The sequence below is a fragment of the Erwinia magellanica genome (assembly GCF_039023495.1).
GTDB lineage: Bacteria > Pseudomonadota > Gammaproteobacteria > Enterobacterales > Enterobacteriaceae > Erwinia.
Genome location: NZ_JBCHVC010000001.1, coordinates 152,418 through 170,345, shown reverse-complemented (window position 1 = coordinate 170,345; position 17,928 = coordinate 152,418). Strand labels below are relative to the sequence as shown.

Genomic DNA, 17,928 nt, shown 5'->3' with positions numbered 1-17,928 from the left:
AATCAAAAAAGCCCGGCACTCTTTGCCGGGCTTTTTTATGGCTGCTAATCGGAAGCTGTACCGGACTTTATGGTGTCGTCATTTCGACATCGGCAGCGGGCGCCCCTACTGTCTGACTGGCCCACAGCGTTGGCCAGTCGTCGCTACCATGCCAGGCATCGCAGGTTTCTTCCTGGGCAAATTCAGCCAGTACAAATTCCCGGCCATTATATTGCCAGCGTGATGCTGTACCGCAATCTCCTAATCCACGCCCTTTACCAAAGGTCAACAACTCGCCGGTGTTAGCATCATACTCTGCATTGATCAGCTCCAGCTGCTTGTCGCTACGGCCAGGGGGAACAAACGGCAGGCTGAGGGAAATGCCTTTCGCTACAAATGGCTCGGTGCGGCTGACTTCAAAAGCCAGATCGATGACGTTATAGGCTCCCATTTCACAGGTTACCAGCAGCAGCGCTTTCTCATCTGACAGCGGTGCCACGCTGACCTCACGTCGCTGGGGGTCCAGTGAACATTCATCGGTATTTATCCGCCAGGTACCGAAATCAATCAGGCCAGTAGTTTCGCCCCGCGTCAGGGGTAAAGGCGGCCGGCGCGGTGGCACAATCTGCGGAGTAGCGGGCTGCGGCGGGACATCCATCGCCGCGCGATCCCCCCGCTTCACCCAGGCGCTCATGCCATTTACCCGGCCCTGAATCTCATCCATCAGCAACAGCGCCGCTTTTAAACCATGCAGCGAGATAGTGGCCTCTGGCCGGTAGAGCAGCTGAATATTACCCGCATCCATGATCTGCGCCAGAAACTCATCAATGGAGATAATATGTGCTGTGGCAAGATGATGAGGCTCTACTTCCCAGTGTTTCAAATCGGGTTTCAGCCGCTGACCATCCAGTAACAGATTGTCTTTCAGCGGTGCGCCCTTAAGCTCTCCGGTATAGCGATTACCGTAATCAATACGCAGTAAAGGCCGATCGTTAATGCCCGCATTACGGGTAAGCGTCATTACCAGACCATTATCGCCGGGGAAATTACGCACCACACAACTATTAAGGTTATTACAGGTTATCTGCCAGTTATAAAAAACTTTTTGCAGTGGTTCAGCCTGGAGCGAAGCAGCGAACAACAGCAGCAAGGCAAAAGGGAATTTCATCCAGTAAAACATTGATAATGGGTATCCCAGGGTGACGAGAAGGCTGCCGCAAAGCGCGAATAAAAAGTTATTACCATCATGCCGCCTGCCCCTGATCAGCTCAATCGGATTAGTCGGACAAGACTGTAGTGATGATTCGCCCCTGATATCGCACGGCTCCTTGCGAGAGAGACTATTTTAATTGATTGATTTTAAAAAGGGTCTGCCAAAGTGGCACGCTCTCTGGCCAATCTGAAATAATGTGACGAACTTCAAATTTAATAATGAAAAGCAAGGCTGAAGAAAATGGGATACCTGACAAAGATCGCTTATTTCCTTTAGCCCCAGGTGTGCAAAAGCGTATGGGCAGCTTCATTACCCGCTTTTATTAAAAATACCCTGCTCCGGCCAGCGGTTCCTTTCCGGGAAAAGTTTTAAAAAAAGAACCAGGATAACCTGGAAAATTAAATTAAACAGAGCGAGAAAATTCAGGTTATTTGACTTAAATAAGAGTCTTATTAAGAGTGCCCTGTTGTTTTAAAAAGACAGCAAATGGCCGCAGGATGGTTAAATCACTCTTTTCATCACTGGTAGTGTCGAAGACCGGGAGAAACACGCCTCCCGGCACTGAGCTGGTAGCCTTATTCGCAGAGATTAAAGCTTCAGCCAGCCTTCAATTAGCGCATGCTGAAGCAGCATCACCGTCTTGCCATCTTTGATGCGGCCCTCTTTGATCATTGCCCACGCCTGGGGGAAGGGGATCTCCATGACATCGATATCTTCATCTTCTACTCCGCCACCGGCATTGGCACGCAGGGAGTCGTTATATTCTGCCGCAAAGAAGTGGATAAGCTCGGTGACGCCGCCTGGAGACATGTACATCTCGTAGATTTTTTCTACCTCCCCTACCGCGTACCCTGTCTCTTCAACGGCTTCCTTACGGATGCAATCTTCCGGAGAGTCGTCATCCAGCAGTCCGGCACAAGCTTCAATCAGCATCCCGCTTTCATTGCCGTTTACCCAGGTGGCAATACGGAACTGACGGGTCAGGATCACGCTATTTTTTTCACGGTTATAGAGCAGGATGGTTGCGCCGTTGCCGCGATCATAAACCTCGCGTTTGTGGCGGATTGTGGTGCCATCTTTGGCAATTAAATCGTAGGTAAAGTTACGCAGAACGAACCAGTTTTCTGACAGGACTTTGTTCTTAATCACTTCAATTTTTGCTGACATACAGGCTCCGGTGCGTTTTTCGGGAGCCTGTCATCATAAGGCGCTACAGAGGAGAAAACTATCTTAATTCTGGCGGGGTAATGCCCCGCTTTTTCGCAGGATCGCCGCAAAAAAAACGGCCCCGCAGGGCCGTCTTGTTATTCAGCCTGCGTTCAGGCTTCTTCTTTTACCGCTGCATGCTCGGTCTGCGCGACACTCTTCACGCGTTTACGCACGCCAAACCAGCCCAGTACCAGAATTACGGCGATAAGAGGCACTGCCGCAATGGTGTAAGTACCGTTAGGGTAATCAAAAGCCATCAGCACCAGCACGCTGGCCAAAAACAGCAGCGTCAGCCATGAGGTAAACGGCGCCCAGGGCATTTTAAAGCTGACATCTTCCGCTTTGCCTTGTTTAATCGCCTTACGCAGACGCATCTGGCAGACCACAATAAAGCCCCAGGAGGAGATAATCCCCAGCGACGCCACGTTCAGCACGATCTCAAACACGCGCGAAGGCACAATGTAGTTGAGGTAAACGCCAACGATATAGACGCCCACGGTGACCAGAATGCCCATATAAGGCACCTGCTGACGGCTCATTTTAGACATGAACTTCGGTGCCGAGCCGCCCATCGACATTGAGCGCAGAATGCGGCCTGTAGAATAGAGACCCGAGTTCAGGCTGGAGAGCGCCGCACTCAGTACCACGATATTCATGATGCTGCCCACATAGGGCACACCCAGTTTAGAGAAGAAGGTCACAAACGGACTCTGCCCTGCCTGGTAAGCGTTCCATGGTAACAGCAGCACCAGCAGTACAACGGAGCCGACATAGAACAGCCCAATACGCCAGATCACGCTGTTGATCGCTTTTGGCAGCATGGTTTTCGGGTCTTTACACTCCCCGGCCGCCGTCCCTACCAGCTCAATAGAGGCAAAGGCGAAGACAACGCCCTGTACCAGTACCAGAGCCGGTAACAGGCCGTGCGGGAAGAAGCCGCCGTTATCGCTGATCAGGTGGAAGCCGGTTGCATTGCCATCCAGCGGTTTGCCGGAGCCAAGGAATACCACTCCCACAATCAGGAAAATGGCGATCGCCACCACTTTGATCAACGCAAACCAGAACTCCATTTCGGCAAACCACTTTACGCCGATCATGTTCATGGTGCCGACAATCGCCAGCGCGCCCATCGCAAATACCCACTGAGGAACGTCACCAAAGGCTCCCCAGTAGTGCATATAGAGCGCTACGGCAGTGATATCCACAATACCGGTCATCGCCCAGTTAACAAAGTACATCCAGCCCGCCACATAGGAGGCTTTCTCACCGAGGAATTCACGCGCGTAAGAGACAAAGTTACCGCTGGAGGGACGGTGAAGAACCAGTTCGCCCAGCGCACGCAGGATAAAGAAGGAGAAGATGCCACACACTAAATACACGATAGCCAGGGCCGGCCCTGCAATCTGTAGACGAGCGCCCGCACCAAGAAACAGTCCCGTCCCTATAGCTCCGCCAATTGCAATCATCTGTACGTGACGATTATCCATGGCCTTGTGATAGCCGGAGTCATGAGAATTTAACCAACGTCTTCTTGCGGCGCGCTTGTCTGCAACCGCTGTTTTATCAGCTTTCATTTTCTTTCCTATTAACCTGTCCACAGTTTTATGGATACCTGTCCCGGGTGTCCCGATCTCATCGCCAACCAAACGATTGCGTCAACAGCACAAACGTCTGCGCAAAACCCGGCTTCCTGTGGTTTTGTTCTTAGCGGAAGCGGGAAAATTGCGGCGATGCATCCTAACCGTTCTCGAAAGCTGACGCAAAAATTACCCTCATCAAATCGTGAGCTTTTGTAATTTTTGCCGGATGGCGCATAAAAAAACCGACCGCAAAGGGCGGTCGGTTCAGTGAGATCACTAAGGCTACACAGGGGTGGGTAATAAGCGATAAAACTTAGCGGTAAATCTCAGCGTTCCCGCTCCACAGGCTTGAATCGCCGGGGGTATCAGCGCGGATAACGCGATAGTGTGAGGCGCCCATTTCCTGCGCTTTCTGTGAAAGCTGGCGGGTAGCATCATCTAAGGAACCGTTAACGCCGGAGATGGAAACAGTACCCATCGCCTGCATGTTCTGACTCTGTGCTTCATCGACTTGCGTGGCGGCCAGCGCAGAGAAGGAGGTCGCTGCGAAAAGGGTGGCGGCAAGCAGAGCAGGTAATTTCATTTTCATTGTCATTTCCTCGTCGAAAGTTATCATTCGTTAGAAGATTTCGTTACGGTATTAATTATGACCAGACTAATGAAAACCAGAGTGAGTCCAGAGTAAAGGTGGTTAAGCATTGTTGAAGGAATGCCGGACTGTCCAAAGATCTGTCAGGGAAAGTTACATTTGACGCAGGCTGTAAGGGGATGTGTCAAAGTAAAGCATTCGACACGTTTTGAGGCGGTTTTTTATGCGGTAAGTTACTGTAACGAGGATGCCGCAGCGCTTCAAGCGATGTACCGCACGTTTTGAACATTATTATTCTGATGGTCCAGGTCAGTTTCTTGCCGGAAGGTTGAGGTTATACTCTCCGCCACACTTTATAAGGAAGCGCTGGATGTTTACCCGTTCTGTTACCGGCACTCTTGCCCGTACCCTGTTCGCTATTGTGTTGCTCTCTGTGCTCTCATCCGGACTGGCGTTATTAACCCTCTCCACCAGCCTGCGCGATGCCGAAGCGGTGAATATCGCCGGTTCGCTGCGCATGCAGAGCTACCGTCTGGCTCTGGATGCTACCAGCCGCCCTTCGGCGCTGTCGAAAGATATTCTCGCCTACCAGCAATCGGTGGAGGCCCCCGCCTTAAGAGCACTTGACCGGGCCTATGTCCCGGAGAGCGTCAGGGCGCGCTATCAGGCGTTGTTGCTGGCCTGGCACGCTTTACAACCCGATCTGCTGGCAGGCAACACGCATCACTATCAGCAAAACGTCTCCTCTTATGTTGCTCAGATAGATCTCTTCGTGCTGGCGCTTCAGCACTGGGCTGAACTGAAAATGAAGCTGGTGGCGGGCGTCAGCCTGCTGGGATTTATCGCCATTGCCGTTCTGGTGTTCTGGACGCTGCGCCTGGTAAAACGGCAGATAGTGATGCCGTTGAATAAGCTGGTGGGGGCGAGTAACGACATTGAGCATGGCCATTTCCATCACGCTCCGCTGGATACCGGTTTGCCAAATGAACTTGGCGTGCTCGGCAGAGCCTTTACCCGCATGTCTGTGGAACTTGAAAAGCAGTACGCCCGCCTTGAACAGGCCGTAAAAGAGAAGACCAGCGATCTGCGCCAGGCGAATCGTCGCCTTGCCCTGCTTTACCAGTGTTCCGAAACGCTTAATCACCACCTTGAACCCCTGAAAGCCTGGCCTGAAGTGCTGGCGAAGGTGACGCAACATGAAAATTTTGCCGCCATTGAGCTGATCGCTCCGCCGCACGGAAAGATTAGCTGTGGCGAGGCTGACGCTGCGCTGCCGTGGTTAGCACTGCCGCTGGAACCGGGTACGGAACAGCCAGTGGCTGAACTGCGCTGGCAAGCGGCGGCCAGCGAACCCCAGCTGATGCAGGGCGTGGCGACCATGCTTGCCCGTTCATTACAGCTGGACCGCGCACAGCAGAAAGTTCGTCACCTGTTGGTGATGGAGGAGCGGGCCACCATCGCGCGTGAGCTGCACGACTCGCTGGCCCAATCCCTGGCCTATCTTCGCATTCAACTGGCACGCCTGAAGCGAGTGGTTGAGGCTTCTGCCACGCCAGCTCATGGGATCGTCAATGAGATCGATCGGGCACTGACCGAAGCTAACGTTCAGCTTCGCGAGCTGCTGACCACTTTCCGGTTATCCATTGAGCCGGCAGACCTGAGCACCGCCCTGCAACAGGTTATCGCCACGCTTCAGGGGCAAACCGAAGCAGCCATCGTGCTGCAAAGTCCGGCAGAGATGCCTCGTCTGGAAGCGCAAAAGCAGGTACACGTCCTACAGATTGTCCGCGAAGCCTTACTGAATGCTGTTCGTCATGCAAAGGCGTCAAGGATAACGCTTCGCTGTTGCTCTCTTCCCAGCGGGGAGATCCTGATTGAAATTGAGGATGATGGTATCGGCCTGGATAAGGCAGCTTCGCCGCCGGGGCATTATGGCCTTTCTATTATGCAGGAGCGGGCCAGCTCGCTTCAGGGCAGGCTGACTATTGCTGCGGGAGCCGCAACAGGAACGGTTATCTCATTGCAGTTTCCTGTCTGAACCGCCTGGAGAAGACCCAGCAGAAGGAGGTGAAAACATCTGGCTTTCCGGCGCCGCGCCGTGGACGAATTAGCACGATAATTTACACTTTCTCCTCAATTTCTCCACGATTCTTCCCAGGGCGGAGGGTAAAGTGAAGAGAGGCCAAAGCATGTTGAATAACATATAAAAATTTGCAGCGGCCCGGACGACAATTTTCGCGCGCCAGGGATAAGGCAGGCGCATGACCCTTCCTGATGACTTGCCTGGAGCGCGCTTTAATGGCGAATTTTTTTATCGATCGCCCGATCTTTGCCTGGGTGATAGCGATTTTGCTTTGCCTGACCGGCACGCTGGCTATTCTTTCGCTTCCTGTTGAGCAATATCCCGACCTTGCTCCCCCTAACGTCCGCATCACTGCCAACTATCCGGGCGCTTCTGCGGAGACGCTGGAAAATACCGTCACCCAGGTTATTGAACAGAACATGACCGGCATCGATAACCTGATGTATATGTCTTCGCAAAGCAGTAACACCGGTCAGGCCACCATTACCCTGACTTTCGTTGCCGGTACGAATCCGGACGAAGCGCGCCAGCAGGTGCAGAACCAGCTGCAAAGCGCGCTGCGTAAGCTGCCGCAGGATGTGCAGTCTCAGGGCGTGACGGTGACGAAAACCGGCGACACCAATATCCTGATGGTGGCGTTTGTCTCCACCGACGGCAGCATGGATAAGCAGGATATCTCCGACTACGTTGCCAGTAACGTGCAGGATCCGTTAAGCCGTATTGACGGGGTGGGACAGGTCGATGCCTACGGCTCGCAGTATGCGATGCGCATCTGGCTCGATCCCAACAAGATGATTAACTATGCCCTGACCACCTCAGATATCGTCACCGCCATTGAGTCGCAAAACAGTCAGGTGGCGGTTGGGCAGCTGGGGGGATTACCTTCAGTGGATCGTCAGGCGCTAAACGCGACCATCAATTCGCAGTCGCTGCTCAATACGCCGGAACAGTTCCGCAATATCACCCTGCGGGTCAACCAGAATGGTTCTGAAGTGCGGCTGGGCGACGTGGCAGAGGTCGCGCTGGGTGCCGAAAAGTATGACTTCCTGAGTCAGTACAACGGTCAGCCCGCTTCAGGCTTAGGGGTTAAGCTGGCTTCGGGCGCAAATGAGCTGCAAACCGATAAGCTGGTTCGCGCGCGCATTGAAGAGCTTTCCCACTATTTTCCGCATGGCCTGAAAGCAGAAATCGCCTATGAGACCACGCCCTTTGTCCGGGCATCTATTGAGGATGTGGTTAAGACGCTGATAGAAGCTGTAGTGCTGGTATTCGTTGTGATGTATCTGTTTATGCAAAACTTCCGCGCCACGCTCATTCCTACTATCGCCGTTCCGGTGGTGCTGCTCGGCACCTTCACCGTCCTTTCCGCCTGCGGTTTCAGTATCAATACGCTGACCATGTTCGCGATGGTGCTGGCTATCGGGCTACTGGTGGATGATGCCATCGTCGTCGTGGAAAACGTCGAGCGAATAATGAGCGAGGAAGGGCTTTCCCCCCGCGATGCAACGCGCAAATCGATGGGGCAAATTCAGGGCGCTCTGGTGGGTATTGCGCTGGTACTCTCCGCCGTGTTTATCCCGATGGCCTTCTTTGGCGGCACCACGGGGGCTATCTATCGCCAGTTTTCCATCACCATTGTTTCCGCAATGGTGCTGTCGGTGCTGGTCGCGATGATCCTCACCCCTGCCCTGTGTGCCACGCTACTGAAACCTGTTCCCCAGGGAGAGCATCATGGCCGCCGGGGCTTTTTCGGCTGGTTCAACCGCATGTTTAACCGCAACGCTGAGCGTTATGAACGCGGCGTGGGTAAGATTCTGGCCAAAGCAGGACGCTGGCTGCTGCTCTATCTGCTGCTGATTGCGGGTATGGCGTTTCTTTTCCTGCGGTTGCCAACCTCTTTCCTGCCGCTGGAAGACCGCGGCGTCTTCACTACCCAAATCCAGCTTCCGCCCGGCTCGACGTTGCAGGAAACAAACAAAGTGGTCAATAAGGTTGAGCAATACTATCTGACCCAGGAGAAGGAGAACGTGCTGTCGGTGTTCTCCACCATCGGCGCGGGTCCGGGTGGCAATGGCCAGAACGTGGCCCGTATGTTCGTGAGACTAAAAGATTGGCAGGACCGCCCCGGCGCGGATAACACCTCATTCGCCATCATCGAAAGAGCGACCAAAGCTTTCCGCAAGATCAGAGAAGGCCGGGTGATTGCCAGCAGTCCACCTGCCATAACCGGTATGGGGAACTCTGCCGGCTTTGATATGGAGCTACAGGATCACGCTGGCCTGGGCCACGATGCGTTAATGAAGGCGCGGGATCTGCTGATCACAGCAGCCGGGGAAAATAGCTCCCTGACGCGAGTGCGTCATAACGGCCTGGACGATACGCCGCAGTTAAGGATTAATGTCGATCAGCATAAAGCGCAGGCGCTGGGCGTTTCCATAGAGGATATCAACAACACGTTACAGACCGGCTGGGGTTCAACCTACGTCAATGATTTCCTTGATCGGGGGCGCGTGAAGAAGGTTTACGTTCAGGCTGCGGCAAAATACCGCATGCTGCCGGATGACATCAGTAAATGGTATGTGCGCAACAGCAGCGGCGGCATGGTGCCGTTTACCGCTTTCGCCACCACCAGTTGGGAAACCGGCTCGCCGCGGCTGGAGCGCTACAACGGTTATTCTGCCGTAGAAATTGTAGGAGAATCGGCTGAGGGGATCAGTACCGGCACGGCGATGGACGTCATGGAGAAGCTGGTCAGCAAATTACCCACCGGCTTTGGCCTGCAATGGACTGGCGCTTCTTATCAGGAGCGAATGAGCGGCTCGCAAGCGCCCGCGCTTTACGCCATTTCGCTGCTGGTCGTGTTCCTCTGTCTGGCAGCGCTCTATGAGAGCTGGTCAATCCCCTTCTCTGTCATGCTGGTGGTGCCGCTGGGCGTTGTGGGTGCGCTGATCGCCACCTGGGCGCGTGGCCTGGAAAATGATGTCTATTTCCAGGTGGGTCTGCTCACGGTGATTGGGCTTTCAGCCAAGAATGCCATTCTGATTGTGGAGTTCGCTAACGAGATGAACACCCGAGGGCGGGATCTGCTGGAAGCCACGCTGGAGGCCTCACGGCAGCGTCTTCGTCCGATACTGATGACCTCACTGGCCTTTATCTTTGGCGTGCTGCCGATGGTGATCAGTAACGGCGCAGGATCGGGCAGTCAGCATGCGGTGGGGACGGGCGTAATGGGGGGCATGATCTCCGCCACCGTTCTGGCTATTTTCTTTGTCCCGCTCTTCTTTGTGCTGGTCAGGCAACGCTTTCCGCTACAGGAGAAGCCGGGGAAATAAAGAAAGAAGGCAGCCTTTTGGGCTGCCTTCTACTGTTCTGAATTCTGTCAGTTACGCCTGCTGGTGCGCGACTTAAAGAAGGTGTTATTTACGAGATAACATTGCTTCGATAAAATCTTTCCAGTTCCCCAGTTCTAAATCAATCATAAATCACCTCGCTTTTCGTTGTGGCTCCATTATAGGATTAATCCTAAGGAAAAGTGAAGAGTTTTCGATCCGCAAAAACAGAGAGGGTTTCGATCAAAATCGTAATTTGCGTGGCAGGCCACAGTTCAGGCGTGATGATACCCAGAGTAATCACTAGCCTGATTATCATTCGATAACGTAAGGGATCCACATGCCTCAAATGGTACTAAGCACCAGCGCCCGCGAACCAGAAATTAACTGGCAGGAACTGGCCGCATTAATTGAACGTGCAGGCTTAAGCCAGCGTGATCCTGAGGTGCTTAAACGAGCCTACCAGCATTCGCAATTTGTCTGGTTTGGTTATGTCGGGGGCAAACTGATGGCGACCGCTCATGCCATTAGCGACCTGACCTATGCTTCTTATCTTTCTGACGTGATTGTGGATGCCGCCTGGCAGGGGCAAGGTTATGGCGGGCAGCTTATGGAGGCAATCATGAAAACGCTGGCACCCTGCGGTAAGGTGTTTATCTACGCTATGCCGGATAAGATCGGCTTTTATCAGCACCTCGGTTACGCTTCGCTGACCACGGGGATGATTTATGCTGAAGGGCAGGCACTGTTGCGATTGCAGGAAAAAGGATTTGTGAGCAGCTAAGCCTTGGGGGGCATCGGCCCCCCGGAGGCATCCACGGCTACTTCAGCACAATCACTTTATCGTATCCGCCACTGTCACTGTCGATATGCGTTTTGGCATCCGGGTGTTCCGCCAGCACGGCTTCCACAATGTGATTAAACTCATCACAGCGGCTGGTTTTCTTCCTGGCGATCACGATCATCGATTGAGTCTCTTCAACCGTATGGGCGGAAGACGCTTTTAAATAGTTCATATTGTCCCTCCTTATGCTAAGTCTCTGTCTGGATAATGAAATTCCGGCCTTCCCTGCTGTCTTGAAGGCGTATCCGTTGTAGACTAACCGCCTGAACCATATCGAATATAGTTGAAACCCCCAGAAAAAAGAAGGGAACGGGTCATGCTAACGATGTACGGCATTAAAAATTGCGACACCATTAAGAAAGCGCGAAAGTATCTGGAAGCGAACGGCGTGGCGTACCAGTTTCATGACTATCGTGCAGAGGGGTTGGATCGTGCAAGGCTGCAACAATTCATCGACACCCTGGGCTGGGAAGCCTTGCTGAACACGCGCGGAACGACCTGGCGCAAGCTCAGCGAAGAGAAGCGTAATGAGGTGAATAACGCAGCAGCTGCGCTGGATCTGATGCTGGAACAGCCAGCAATGATTAAACGTCCGTTGCTCTGTAGCGCAGACGGCTCTATGCTGCTGGGTTTCAGTGAAACCACTTATCAGCCCTTTATTTCGGAGAAATCCTGATTATGTTTTGTCCGGTCATTGAGCTGACGCAGCAGCTTATTCGTCGCCCTTCCCTCAGCCCGGATGATGCCGGTTGTCAGGCTATTATGATCGAACGCCTGAAGGCGCTGGGCTTTACCATTGAGCCGATGCAGATTGGCGATACGCTGAATTTCTGGGCCTGGCGCGGTCAGGGCGAAACGCTGGCCTTTGCGGGACATACCGACGTAGTCCCCACCGGCGATGCCAGCCGCTGGATCAATCCGCCTTTCGAACCCACCATTCGCGACGGTATGCTGTATGGCCGCGGCGCAGCAGATATGAAAGGCTCGTTAGCGGCGATGATTGTGGCCGCAGAGCGTTTTGTCACCACTCATCCTGGTCATAAAGGACGCCTGGCGTTTCTGATCACTTCCGATGAGGAAGCCAGCGCCACGCACGGCACGGTAAAAGTTGTGGAAGCGCTGATGGCGCGCAATGAACGGCTTGATTACTGCCTGGTGGGTGAACCTTCCAGTACCGCGATCGTCGGGGACGTGGTAAAAAATGGTCGCCGTGGCTCCATGACGGCTGACCTGACAGTGCATGGCGTTCAGGGGCATGTTGCCTATCCGCATCTGGCTGATAATCCTGTGCATCGTGCTCTGCCCGCTCTCAATGAACTGGTGGCGACCGAGTGGGATCGGGGTAACGAGTTCTTCCCGCCGACCAGCATGCAGATTGCCAACGTGCAGGCCGGAACCGGCAGCAATAACGTGATCCCTGGTGAATTCTTTGTGCAGTTTAACTTCCGCTTCAGCACCGAGCTGACTGACGAGATGATTAAACAACAGGTGAAAGCGTTGCTGGATCGTCATCAGCTGCGCTACACGCTGGAATGGAAAGTGTCCGGCCAGCCGTTCCTGACTTCCCGCGGTAAACTGGTGGATGCGGTAGTGAACGCCGTTGAGCACTATAATGAAATCAAACCGCAGTTGCTGACCACTGGCGGCACCTCTGACGGGCGTTTTATCGCCAGAATGGGGGCGCAGGTGGTGGAACTTGGCCCGGTTAATGCCACCATTCATAAAATCAATGAGTGCGTGAAAGCCGCGGATCTGCAACTGCTGAGCCGCATGTACCAGCGGATTATGGAACAGCTGATCGCATAAGCGAATAAGGTAAGAAGATGGAATTCCTGAAAGAGTATTGGTGGCTGTTGGTGATTGTGCTGATGGTGGGCGTGCTGATGAATGTCTACAAAGATTTGAAGCGCATCGATCACAAGAAGTTTCTGGATAACAAACCGGAGTTACCGCCACACCGTGATTTTAACGACAAGTGGGATGACGAAGACGACTTTCCAAAAAAGAAATAAGCTTTCCGCAGGGGCTGCCGCCCCTGCTCTGTTTCCAGCGCGGCCTGCCCGCTTCATACGAACTTTCCCGGCCTCTTTTATCTGCAAATTTTTACTCATTGCTCTATAAGAGAGCTTTCACGCTCTCCTCACTTTCTACTTCTGTAGGCTTTCATTTTCCTTTTCGTGGTTCTTATGCAAAGTCTGCATCCGGGCCTGCCAGCGTTCGCTCTCTTCCCTGTCCAGCGCGGCCAGTGCTCGCCGGGCCTCCTGCCGCCAGCCTGCCACCAGCGCCTTGCGGCCCGACAGGCCAAAAGAGTGACTCAGTTGCGCAGCAGATAGCTCCGCCACCAGTGCGCCCTGTAGCAAAGGCAGCGGCACAGTTTGCAGGCCGACAAGCCGCCCTAATGCGCCGATGCTGGCTTCAAAGGGACGATATCCCCAGGCGAAACCGGCCAGCTCGCGCCAGTCCTCCTCATCCAGTTGGCGATCGTCGCTGGCAGCGATCGCAACACTGACCTTTGTCAGTCGCTGTAACCATGGCCAGTCACGCTGTAAGCGCGTTGCTGCCTGTTGAGCCAGCTGTTCCGCCGCCTCGCTTAGCGGCAGCAGCGCCATGGCGGTATAGCAGCCGCTGCTGGCTTCCGGCTTGCTGCCAAAACGTACCAGCCGGAAGCCACAGGCCTGCCAGAACCGCCATAATTCATCGGTATAGCCAAAACTTACTGAGAGGAAATCCAGCCCTTGCGCCAGCGCCCTGCTTTGCTGAATCAACTGAAGGCCGATGCCCTGCCGGCGGCAGGAAGGCGCGACAGCGATACGGCTGACGCGTCGGGAGCGAAGCTGTGCGGCAGCTGGCCAGCCACCATGCGCCGCCAGTGACTGAGCCACAAGGTTCCCCCGCGGGCGCCGAAACCCTGCCCAGACCGCCTCCGCCAGCTCTGCTGAGAGGCCGCCTTCATCCACCAGCCACAGCGCGCCCTGAACCCTCTCCTTTTGCAGTGCAGCGACAAAGTGCATGCCCGGCGCATCCATCATCCGGCGAAGATCCAGCGGTGAGGTTCGATAGTGGGCGCTGGTCAGGAGTTGATACATTGCCGAAAGTTGCTCTGGTTGAGTCAGCCAGTCCGACTGTTCAGGAAAAGAGAAGCGAACCGGCTGCGTCTCGGGTTGCGGCTCGGCTTCGGCAAACAGCAGCAGATCGTTGATAAAGCGCTCCAGCGGATCGTGCTCCGCCCAGCGCAGGGGACGGTTCAGCTTTAACAGCGTCACCTGGGGTAGCGTGGCGCAGAATTTCAGCATAAAACCGCGCCCGGTTCCCTCATAGCCCTGAAGCGTAGAGGTTAACAAGACGCGGGGAAAACGTTTAACAAGCTGATGCAGGAGAGGAGTGGGGATCGCTGCCGCTTCATCCACCAGCAGCCAGTCGACACTCTCTGGCCGCAATTCCGGGCCGGCAGCGAGAAGTCTGTCTGGCGCGATAAATTCAAAGGCTTGTCCGGCGAATTCGGCCAGCACATCGGTGGCAACCTTAGCTGGCGCGGTGATCAGGCAGCGTCCCGGCCAGCGCGCAGCCAGTAACCCGGCAAGCGCCGACTTTCCTCTTCCACGCGGCGCAATCAGTACCGAGATCCCCGGTTCGCTTAGCAGCAGCGTTTCCAGCAGGGCTTGTTGCTCAGCGTTCTCACCAGGCTGCCAGGCGGAATAAGCGGGCAGCGAGGGCAGCGTAAAAGGGTGATGTTGCAGGAGCAGAGCGATGGCGTCATCCTGGATAACCCGCCGTTGCAGATGCCTGATGAAATGAGGGGAAGCGATAGCAGAAGATTGTTCGCTCCAGCGCAGCGAATCTCTATCTGGCAGGGAAGCCCACTGTTGCCAGTCGGGCACCAGAATCAGCAGCCAGCTCCCCGCTTTTAACGTCCCGGAGAGTGCGGCCAGTGCTTCAGCATGAAAACCGGTGCGCGCATCAAATACAGCATGGAGAAATTCACGGCCCAGCAGCGTTCTGGCCGCGGCGGGTGCGCAATGCAGCGGACTTAGCGGTGCGTCCCCCAGCCACAGCCAGTCCCCCGGCAGCCGGGCCATCCACTCCTCTGCCTGCCTCAGACCCCACTCAGCCTCGCCGCTGATAAACAGGATTTGTCGGAACCCCTGCTGTTTAAGTTGTTCAGTGTGGCGAAGGGTGGCCTGCATATCCACCATAATCAGTGACTAAAGGTGTCGCACTGGCCGGGGTTGCCACTGTCAAAACCGGTTTTAAACCAGGTATAACGCTGTTCAGAGGTGCCGTGGGTGAAGCTGTCTGGCACTACCCTTCCCTGTCCGCGCTGTTGCAGCTTGTCGTCGCCTATAGCCTCTGCGGCATTAAGCGCTTCCTGGAGATCACCGGTCTCCAGCACGTTTTCTTTCTGCATGTAGTAACCCCAGACGCCAGCAAAACAGTCTGCCTGAAGCTCCATTTTTACTGACAGCTTGTTGATCTCTGTCTGGCTTGCGCCCTGCTGCATTTGGCGGATTTTAGGTTCAATCCCCAGCAGTTTTTGCACGTGGTGCCCCACTTCATGTGCAATCACATAGCCCTGAGCAAAGTCACCCTCGGCGCCCAGCTTGTTTCTCATCTCATCATAAAAGGAGAGATCGATATAAACCGTGCTGTCAGCGGGACAATAGAACGGCCCCATAACCGACTGCCCCGTTCCGCATCCCGTACGCGTCGCGCCGCGGTACATCACCAGTTTGGGCGGCGTGTAGGTTTTATCCATCTTCTGGAAAAGTTGTTGCCAGGTATCTTCCGTGGTGGCGAGCATCACCGAGGTGAATTTCGCTGCTTCATCCTGCTGTGGATTGCTGCCCTGGCGTTGAGACGCTGGCTGGGTCACAGAGGTGGACTCACCAGTCAGCAGAGGGCTGAGGTCATATCCATAATAACTGGCGACCACCACCACAATCAGCAGGATGATCCCCCCTTTGCCACGAGGTATGCGCATTCGTCCGCTGCCCATGGAGCCAGACTCACTACGGCGATCTTCCACATTGTCGCTATCACGGCGCCCTTGCCAACGCATAAACTACCTCTCGTTATTGTCACTTCACGGCTGTTGCAATGATTTTAGTCGGGTGTCTCTCGTAACACCAGCCTTAAGGCGGTTAAGTGGTCGGTGTTCAGAAGAAAGGAAATGAAGGGGGCAGAGAGCTGCGGCAGGGTGCCGCAGCCCGAAAACAGGTTACAGCTTAACGCCAAGACGATTAGCGACTTCTTCGTAAGCTTCGATCAGGCCGCCCAGGCTCTGGCGGTAGCGATCTTTGTCCATCTTATCCAAAGTCTCTTTGTCCCACAGACGGGCGCCATCTGGTGAGAATTCGTCACCCAGCACCACTTCGCCGTTGAACAGGCCAAACTCCAGTTTGAAGTCCACCAGAATCAGTCCGGCGTCGGAGAAGAGTTTGCTCAGCACATCATTGGCCTGGTAACTCAGCTCACGCATGCGCGCCAGGTTCTCTTTACTCACCCAGCCAAAGGTTTCGCAATAAGATTCGTTCACCATCGGGTCGTGTTTGGCGTCGTCTTTCAGGAACAGGTCAAACAGCGGCGGATTAAGGATCATGCCCTCTTCCACGCCCAGACGCTTCACCAACGAGCCAGCAGCACGGTTGCGGATCACGCACTCCACCGGCACCATATCCAGCTTTTTCACCAGCGATTCGTTATCGGAGAGCAGCGCTTCCATCTGGGTTGGGATACCGGCTTCCTGTAGTTTGGTCATAATAAAATGATTGAACTTGTTGTTAATCATTCCTTTACGATCAAACTGTTCGATACGCTCACCGTCCAGTGCTGACGTATCATTGCGGAATTCGAGTACCAACAGATCCGGGTTTTCGGTGCTGTAAACGGTTTTCGCTTTGCCGCGATACAACTCAGCTTGCTTTTGCATCTTGTTAAACTCCAAAAATAGAACGGAAAAATTGTGCTGTCTCTAGTCTATTCTCTGCGGCGTAAAAATCGAAGCAATCGTTTACGTGGCAGGGAATAAAAAAGGCCGGAGAGGTCCGGCCTGAGGTTTTACTTGCTGAAAGCTGCCTGGAATACGGCGACCAGCGAGTCGTTTTGCGACTGGGTCAGCGTATGGCCTTTCGGATCCAGGAATTGCAGGCTGCTGCGGTTATCCAGATCGCCTACCTGAAGCTTATAGTCGCCGTTGGCCAGACCCGGATCTTTCGCGCCAATCTGGTCCCAGACATCGCTGTCCGGCGTCTTATAGGTCACGCTCATGCTTCCCTGAGAACGGTTTTTATCCGTTACGGTCATTCCTATGCGTTCCATAGCCGCTGGCAGACGATCCCAGACGGTATTGAACGGCGCACGAACGATCAGGTCAGGCAGGCCGGTATCATCAGCGCCGCTCTGCACATCAATTTGGGTCGCGCTGCGCTGGGCGGCGGCGTTCTCACGAGTGGTTTCAATTTTATCCAGCCCGCTGCTCAGCTCGTTCAGCATCTGTGCGGTGTAACGCTGTAGCTGAACCGGCGAATTCACATCTTTGTTTTCCTGCTGGAGTTCCAGCAGTTTAACCGTGAGCGCCTGCTGATAACCCTGCTGCTGCACGCTGATCTGGTAGCGGCCACGGTACTGATGATCTTCATCCGCACGGTTCCACTGCACCCAGTCGGTTGCCAGCGTCTGGCTGGCATCGGTACGGCTGGCGATGGTGAAGTTTTTGGCCTGCACCACATCAACCACCTGTGGCCACAACGAGCCAGTTTTGGCGTTATCCAGCAACAGTACGCCAGAATTACCGGCAAACTGCGTACGGGTACCGTTCATCAGGGCCAGAGGCTGAGCCGGTGGACGGATGTCCAGCTGCTTGCCGATGGCACCCGACGTGCTGGCGGAAGGAATATCATAATCACCGTTCTGTAGCGGCATCACCATCCCTGCCGGGGCATGCAGATCGCTGACATCAGCCGCTTTCAGATAAGATTCATCGCCGCTGACCTGACGCTTGTAACGCTGATCGCTGGAACATGCTGCCAGCAGCATCACTAAAGAAAGCCCCACCACCGTTGCTACCGTGGACTTTTGACCTGAATAAGCCATTAATACTCCCTAA

Annotated in this window: 16 protein-coding genes; 6 read left to right on the top strand and 10 right to left on the bottom strand. The window is 54.4% G+C overall.

Going from position 1 to position 17,928, the window contains the following annotated elements; genetic code table 11:
• Positions 1-67: 67 nt before the first annotated feature.
• From AAH450_RS00795 to AAH450_RS00780, 4 genes are all read right to left on the bottom strand, one after another.
• The gene (locus AAH450_RS00795; protein ID WP_342908480.1) at positions 68-1,159 is read right to left on the bottom strand and encodes a DUF1176 domain-containing protein; all 1,092 of its coding nucleotides are present in this window, start codon (positions 1,157-1,159) and stop codon (positions 68-70) included.
• 621 nt (positions 1,160-1,780) lie between these two features.
• Positions 1,781-2,359, bottom strand: a complete 579-nt coding sequence (nudK, locus tag AAH450_RS00790) for a GDP-mannose pyrophosphatase NudK (protein ID WP_342908479.1) — start codon at positions 2,357-2,359, stop codon at positions 1,781-1,783.
• Between the two features lie 152 nt (positions 2,360-2,511).
• Positions 2,512-3,975, bottom strand: coding sequence for an L-asparagine permease (gene ansP, locus AAH450_RS00785; protein WP_342908478.1), 1,464 nt, complete (start codon positions 3,973-3,975; stop codon positions 2,512-2,514).
• Between the two features lie 319 nt (positions 3,976-4,294).
• On the bottom strand, positions 4,295-4,570 hold the full coding sequence (locus AAH450_RS00780) for a YdgH/BhsA/McbA family protein (RefSeq protein ID WP_342908477.1): 276 nt from the start codon (positions 4,568-4,570) through the stop codon (positions 4,295-4,297).
• A gap of 370 nt (positions 4,571-4,940) precedes the next feature.
• Between AAH450_RS00780 and narQ the strand changes: the two genes are divergently transcribed.
• Both narQ and acrD read left to right on the top strand, forming a co-directional pair.
• Positions 4,941-6,608, top strand: coding sequence for a nitrate/nitrite two-component system sensor histidine kinase NarQ (narQ, locus tag AAH450_RS00775; RefSeq protein ID WP_342908476.1), 1,668 nt, complete (start codon positions 4,941-4,943; stop codon positions 6,606-6,608).
• A gap of 260 nt (positions 6,609-6,868) precedes the next feature.
• Positions 6,869-9,985, top strand: coding sequence for a multidrug efflux RND transporter permease AcrD (acrD, locus tag AAH450_RS00770; RefSeq protein ID WP_342908475.1), 3,117 nt, complete (start codon positions 6,869-6,871; stop codon positions 9,983-9,985).
• Between the two features lie 84 nt (positions 9,986-10,069).
• Here acrD and ypfM read toward each other — a convergent pair whose 3' ends face one another.
• Positions 10,070-10,132, bottom strand: a complete 63-nt coding sequence (ypfM, locus tag AAH450_RS00765; protein ID WP_157032631.1) for a protein YpfM — start codon at positions 10,130-10,132, stop codon at positions 10,070-10,072.
• 199 nt (positions 10,133-10,331) lie between these two features.
• On the opposite strand from ypfM, the gene AAH450_RS00760 reads away from it, so the two are divergent.
• On the top strand, positions 10,332-10,766 hold the full coding sequence (locus tag AAH450_RS00760; protein ID WP_463322703.1) for a GNAT family N-acetyltransferase: 435 nt from the start codon (positions 10,332-10,334) through the stop codon (positions 10,764-10,766).
• Positions 10,767-10,803: 37 nt separating this feature from the next.
• Here the strand turns inward: AAH450_RS00760 and AAH450_RS00755 are convergent, their stop codons facing one another.
• Entirely contained in the window at positions 10,804-10,998 is a 195-nt protein-coding gene (locus tag AAH450_RS00755; protein WP_318791104.1) for a hypothetical protein, read from the bottom strand.
• 144 nt (positions 10,999-11,142) lie between these two features.
• Here AAH450_RS00755 and AAH450_RS00750 point away from each other — a divergent pair, with 144 nt between their 5' ends.
• The 3 genes from AAH450_RS00750 to AAH450_RS00740 are packed head-to-tail and all read left to right on the top strand — an operon-like array spanning position 11,143 to position 12,838.
• Complete coding sequence (locus AAH450_RS00750) at positions 11,143-11,502, top strand: ArsC family reductase (RefSeq protein WP_342908473.1); 360 nt, start codon at positions 11,143-11,145, stop codon at positions 11,500-11,502.
• 2 nt (positions 11,503-11,504) lie between these two features.
• Entirely contained in the window at positions 11,505-12,632 is a 1,128-nt protein-coding gene (gene dapE, locus AAH450_RS00745) for a succinyl-diaminopimelate desuccinylase (protein ID WP_342908472.1), read from the top strand.
• Between the two features lie 17 nt (positions 12,633-12,649).
• Entirely contained in the window at positions 12,650-12,838 is a 189-nt protein-coding gene (locus tag AAH450_RS00740; protein ID WP_306213102.1) for a YpfN family protein, read from the top strand.
• A gap of 135 nt (positions 12,839-12,973) precedes the next feature.
• Here AAH450_RS00740 and AAH450_RS00735 read toward each other — a convergent pair whose 3' ends face one another.
• From AAH450_RS00735 to bamC, 4 genes are all read right to left on the bottom strand, one after another.
• On the bottom strand, positions 12,974-15,010 hold the full coding sequence (locus AAH450_RS00735) for a tRNA(Met) cytidine acetyltransferase TmcA (protein ID WP_342908471.1): 2,037 nt from the start codon (positions 15,008-15,010) through the stop codon (positions 12,974-12,976).
• Between the two features lie 11 nt (positions 15,011-15,021).
• Entirely contained in the window at positions 15,022-15,882 is an 861-nt protein-coding gene (ypfJ, locus tag AAH450_RS00730; RefSeq protein WP_342908470.1) for a KPN_02809 family neutral zinc metallopeptidase, read from the bottom strand.
• Positions 15,883-16,041: 159 nt separating this feature from the next.
• Complete coding sequence (purC, locus tag AAH450_RS00725; protein WP_342908469.1) at positions 16,042-16,752, bottom strand: phosphoribosylaminoimidazolesuccinocarboxamide synthase; 711 nt, start codon at positions 16,750-16,752, stop codon at positions 16,042-16,044.
• A 128-nt stretch (positions 16,753-16,880) separates the two neighbouring features.
• Entirely contained in the window at positions 16,881-17,915 is a 1,035-nt protein-coding gene (gene bamC, locus AAH450_RS00720) for an outer membrane protein assembly factor BamC (RefSeq protein WP_342908468.1), read from the bottom strand.
• Positions 17,916-17,928: the final 13 nt, after the last annotated feature.

Coding starts and splice junctions, on each gene's coding strand:
- AAH450_RS00795 (WP_342908480.1), bottom strand. CDS start 1,159: ATGTTTTACTGGATGAAATTCCCTTTTGCCTTGCTGCTGTTGTTCGCT.
- nudK (WP_342908479.1), bottom strand. CDS start 2,359: ATGTCAGCAAAAATTGAAGTGATTAAGAACAAAGTCCTGTCAGAAAAC.
- ansP (WP_342908478.1), bottom strand. CDS start 3,975: ATGAAAGCTGATAAAACAGCGGTTGCAGACAAGCGCGCCGCAAGAAGA.
- AAH450_RS00780 (WP_342908477.1), bottom strand. CDS start 4,570: ATGAAAATGAAATTACCTGCTCTGCTTGCCGCCACCCTTTTCGCAGCG.
- narQ (WP_342908476.1), top strand. CDS start 4,941: ATGTTTACCCGTTCTGTTACCGGCACTCTTGCCCGTACCCTGTTCGCT.
- acrD (WP_342908475.1), top strand. CDS start 6,869: ATGGCGAATTTTTTTATCGATCGCCCGATCTTTGCCTGGGTGATAGCG.
- AAH450_RS00760 (WP_463322703.1), top strand. CDS start 10,332: ATGGTACTAAGCACCAGCGCCCGCGAACCAGAAATTAACTGGCAGGAA.
- AAH450_RS00755 (WP_318791104.1), bottom strand. CDS start 10,998: ATGAACTATTTAAAAGCGTCTTCCGCCCATACGGTTGAAGAGACTCAA.
- AAH450_RS00750 (WP_342908473.1), top strand. CDS start 11,143: ATGCTAACGATGTACGGCATTAAAAATTGCGACACCATTAAGAAAGCG.
- dapE (WP_342908472.1), top strand. CDS start 11,505: ATGTTTTGTCCGGTCATTGAGCTGACGCAGCAGCTTATTCGTCGCCCT.
- AAH450_RS00740 (WP_306213102.1), top strand. CDS start 12,650: ATGGAATTCCTGAAAGAGTATTGGTGGCTGTTGGTGATTGTGCTGATG.
- AAH450_RS00735 (WP_342908471.1), bottom strand. CDS start 15,010: ATGCAGGCCACCCTTCGCCACACTGAACAACTTAAACAGCAGGGGTTC.
- ypfJ (WP_342908470.1), bottom strand. CDS start 15,882: ATGCGTTGGCAAGGGCGCCGTGATAGCGACAATGTGGAAGATCGCCGT.
- purC (WP_342908469.1), bottom strand. CDS start 16,752: ATGCAAAAGCAAGCTGAGTTGTATCGCGGCAAAGCGAAAACCGTTTAC.
- bamC (WP_342908468.1), bottom strand. CDS start 17,915: ATGGCTTATTCAGGTCAAAAGTCCACGGTAGCAACGGTGGTGGGGCTT.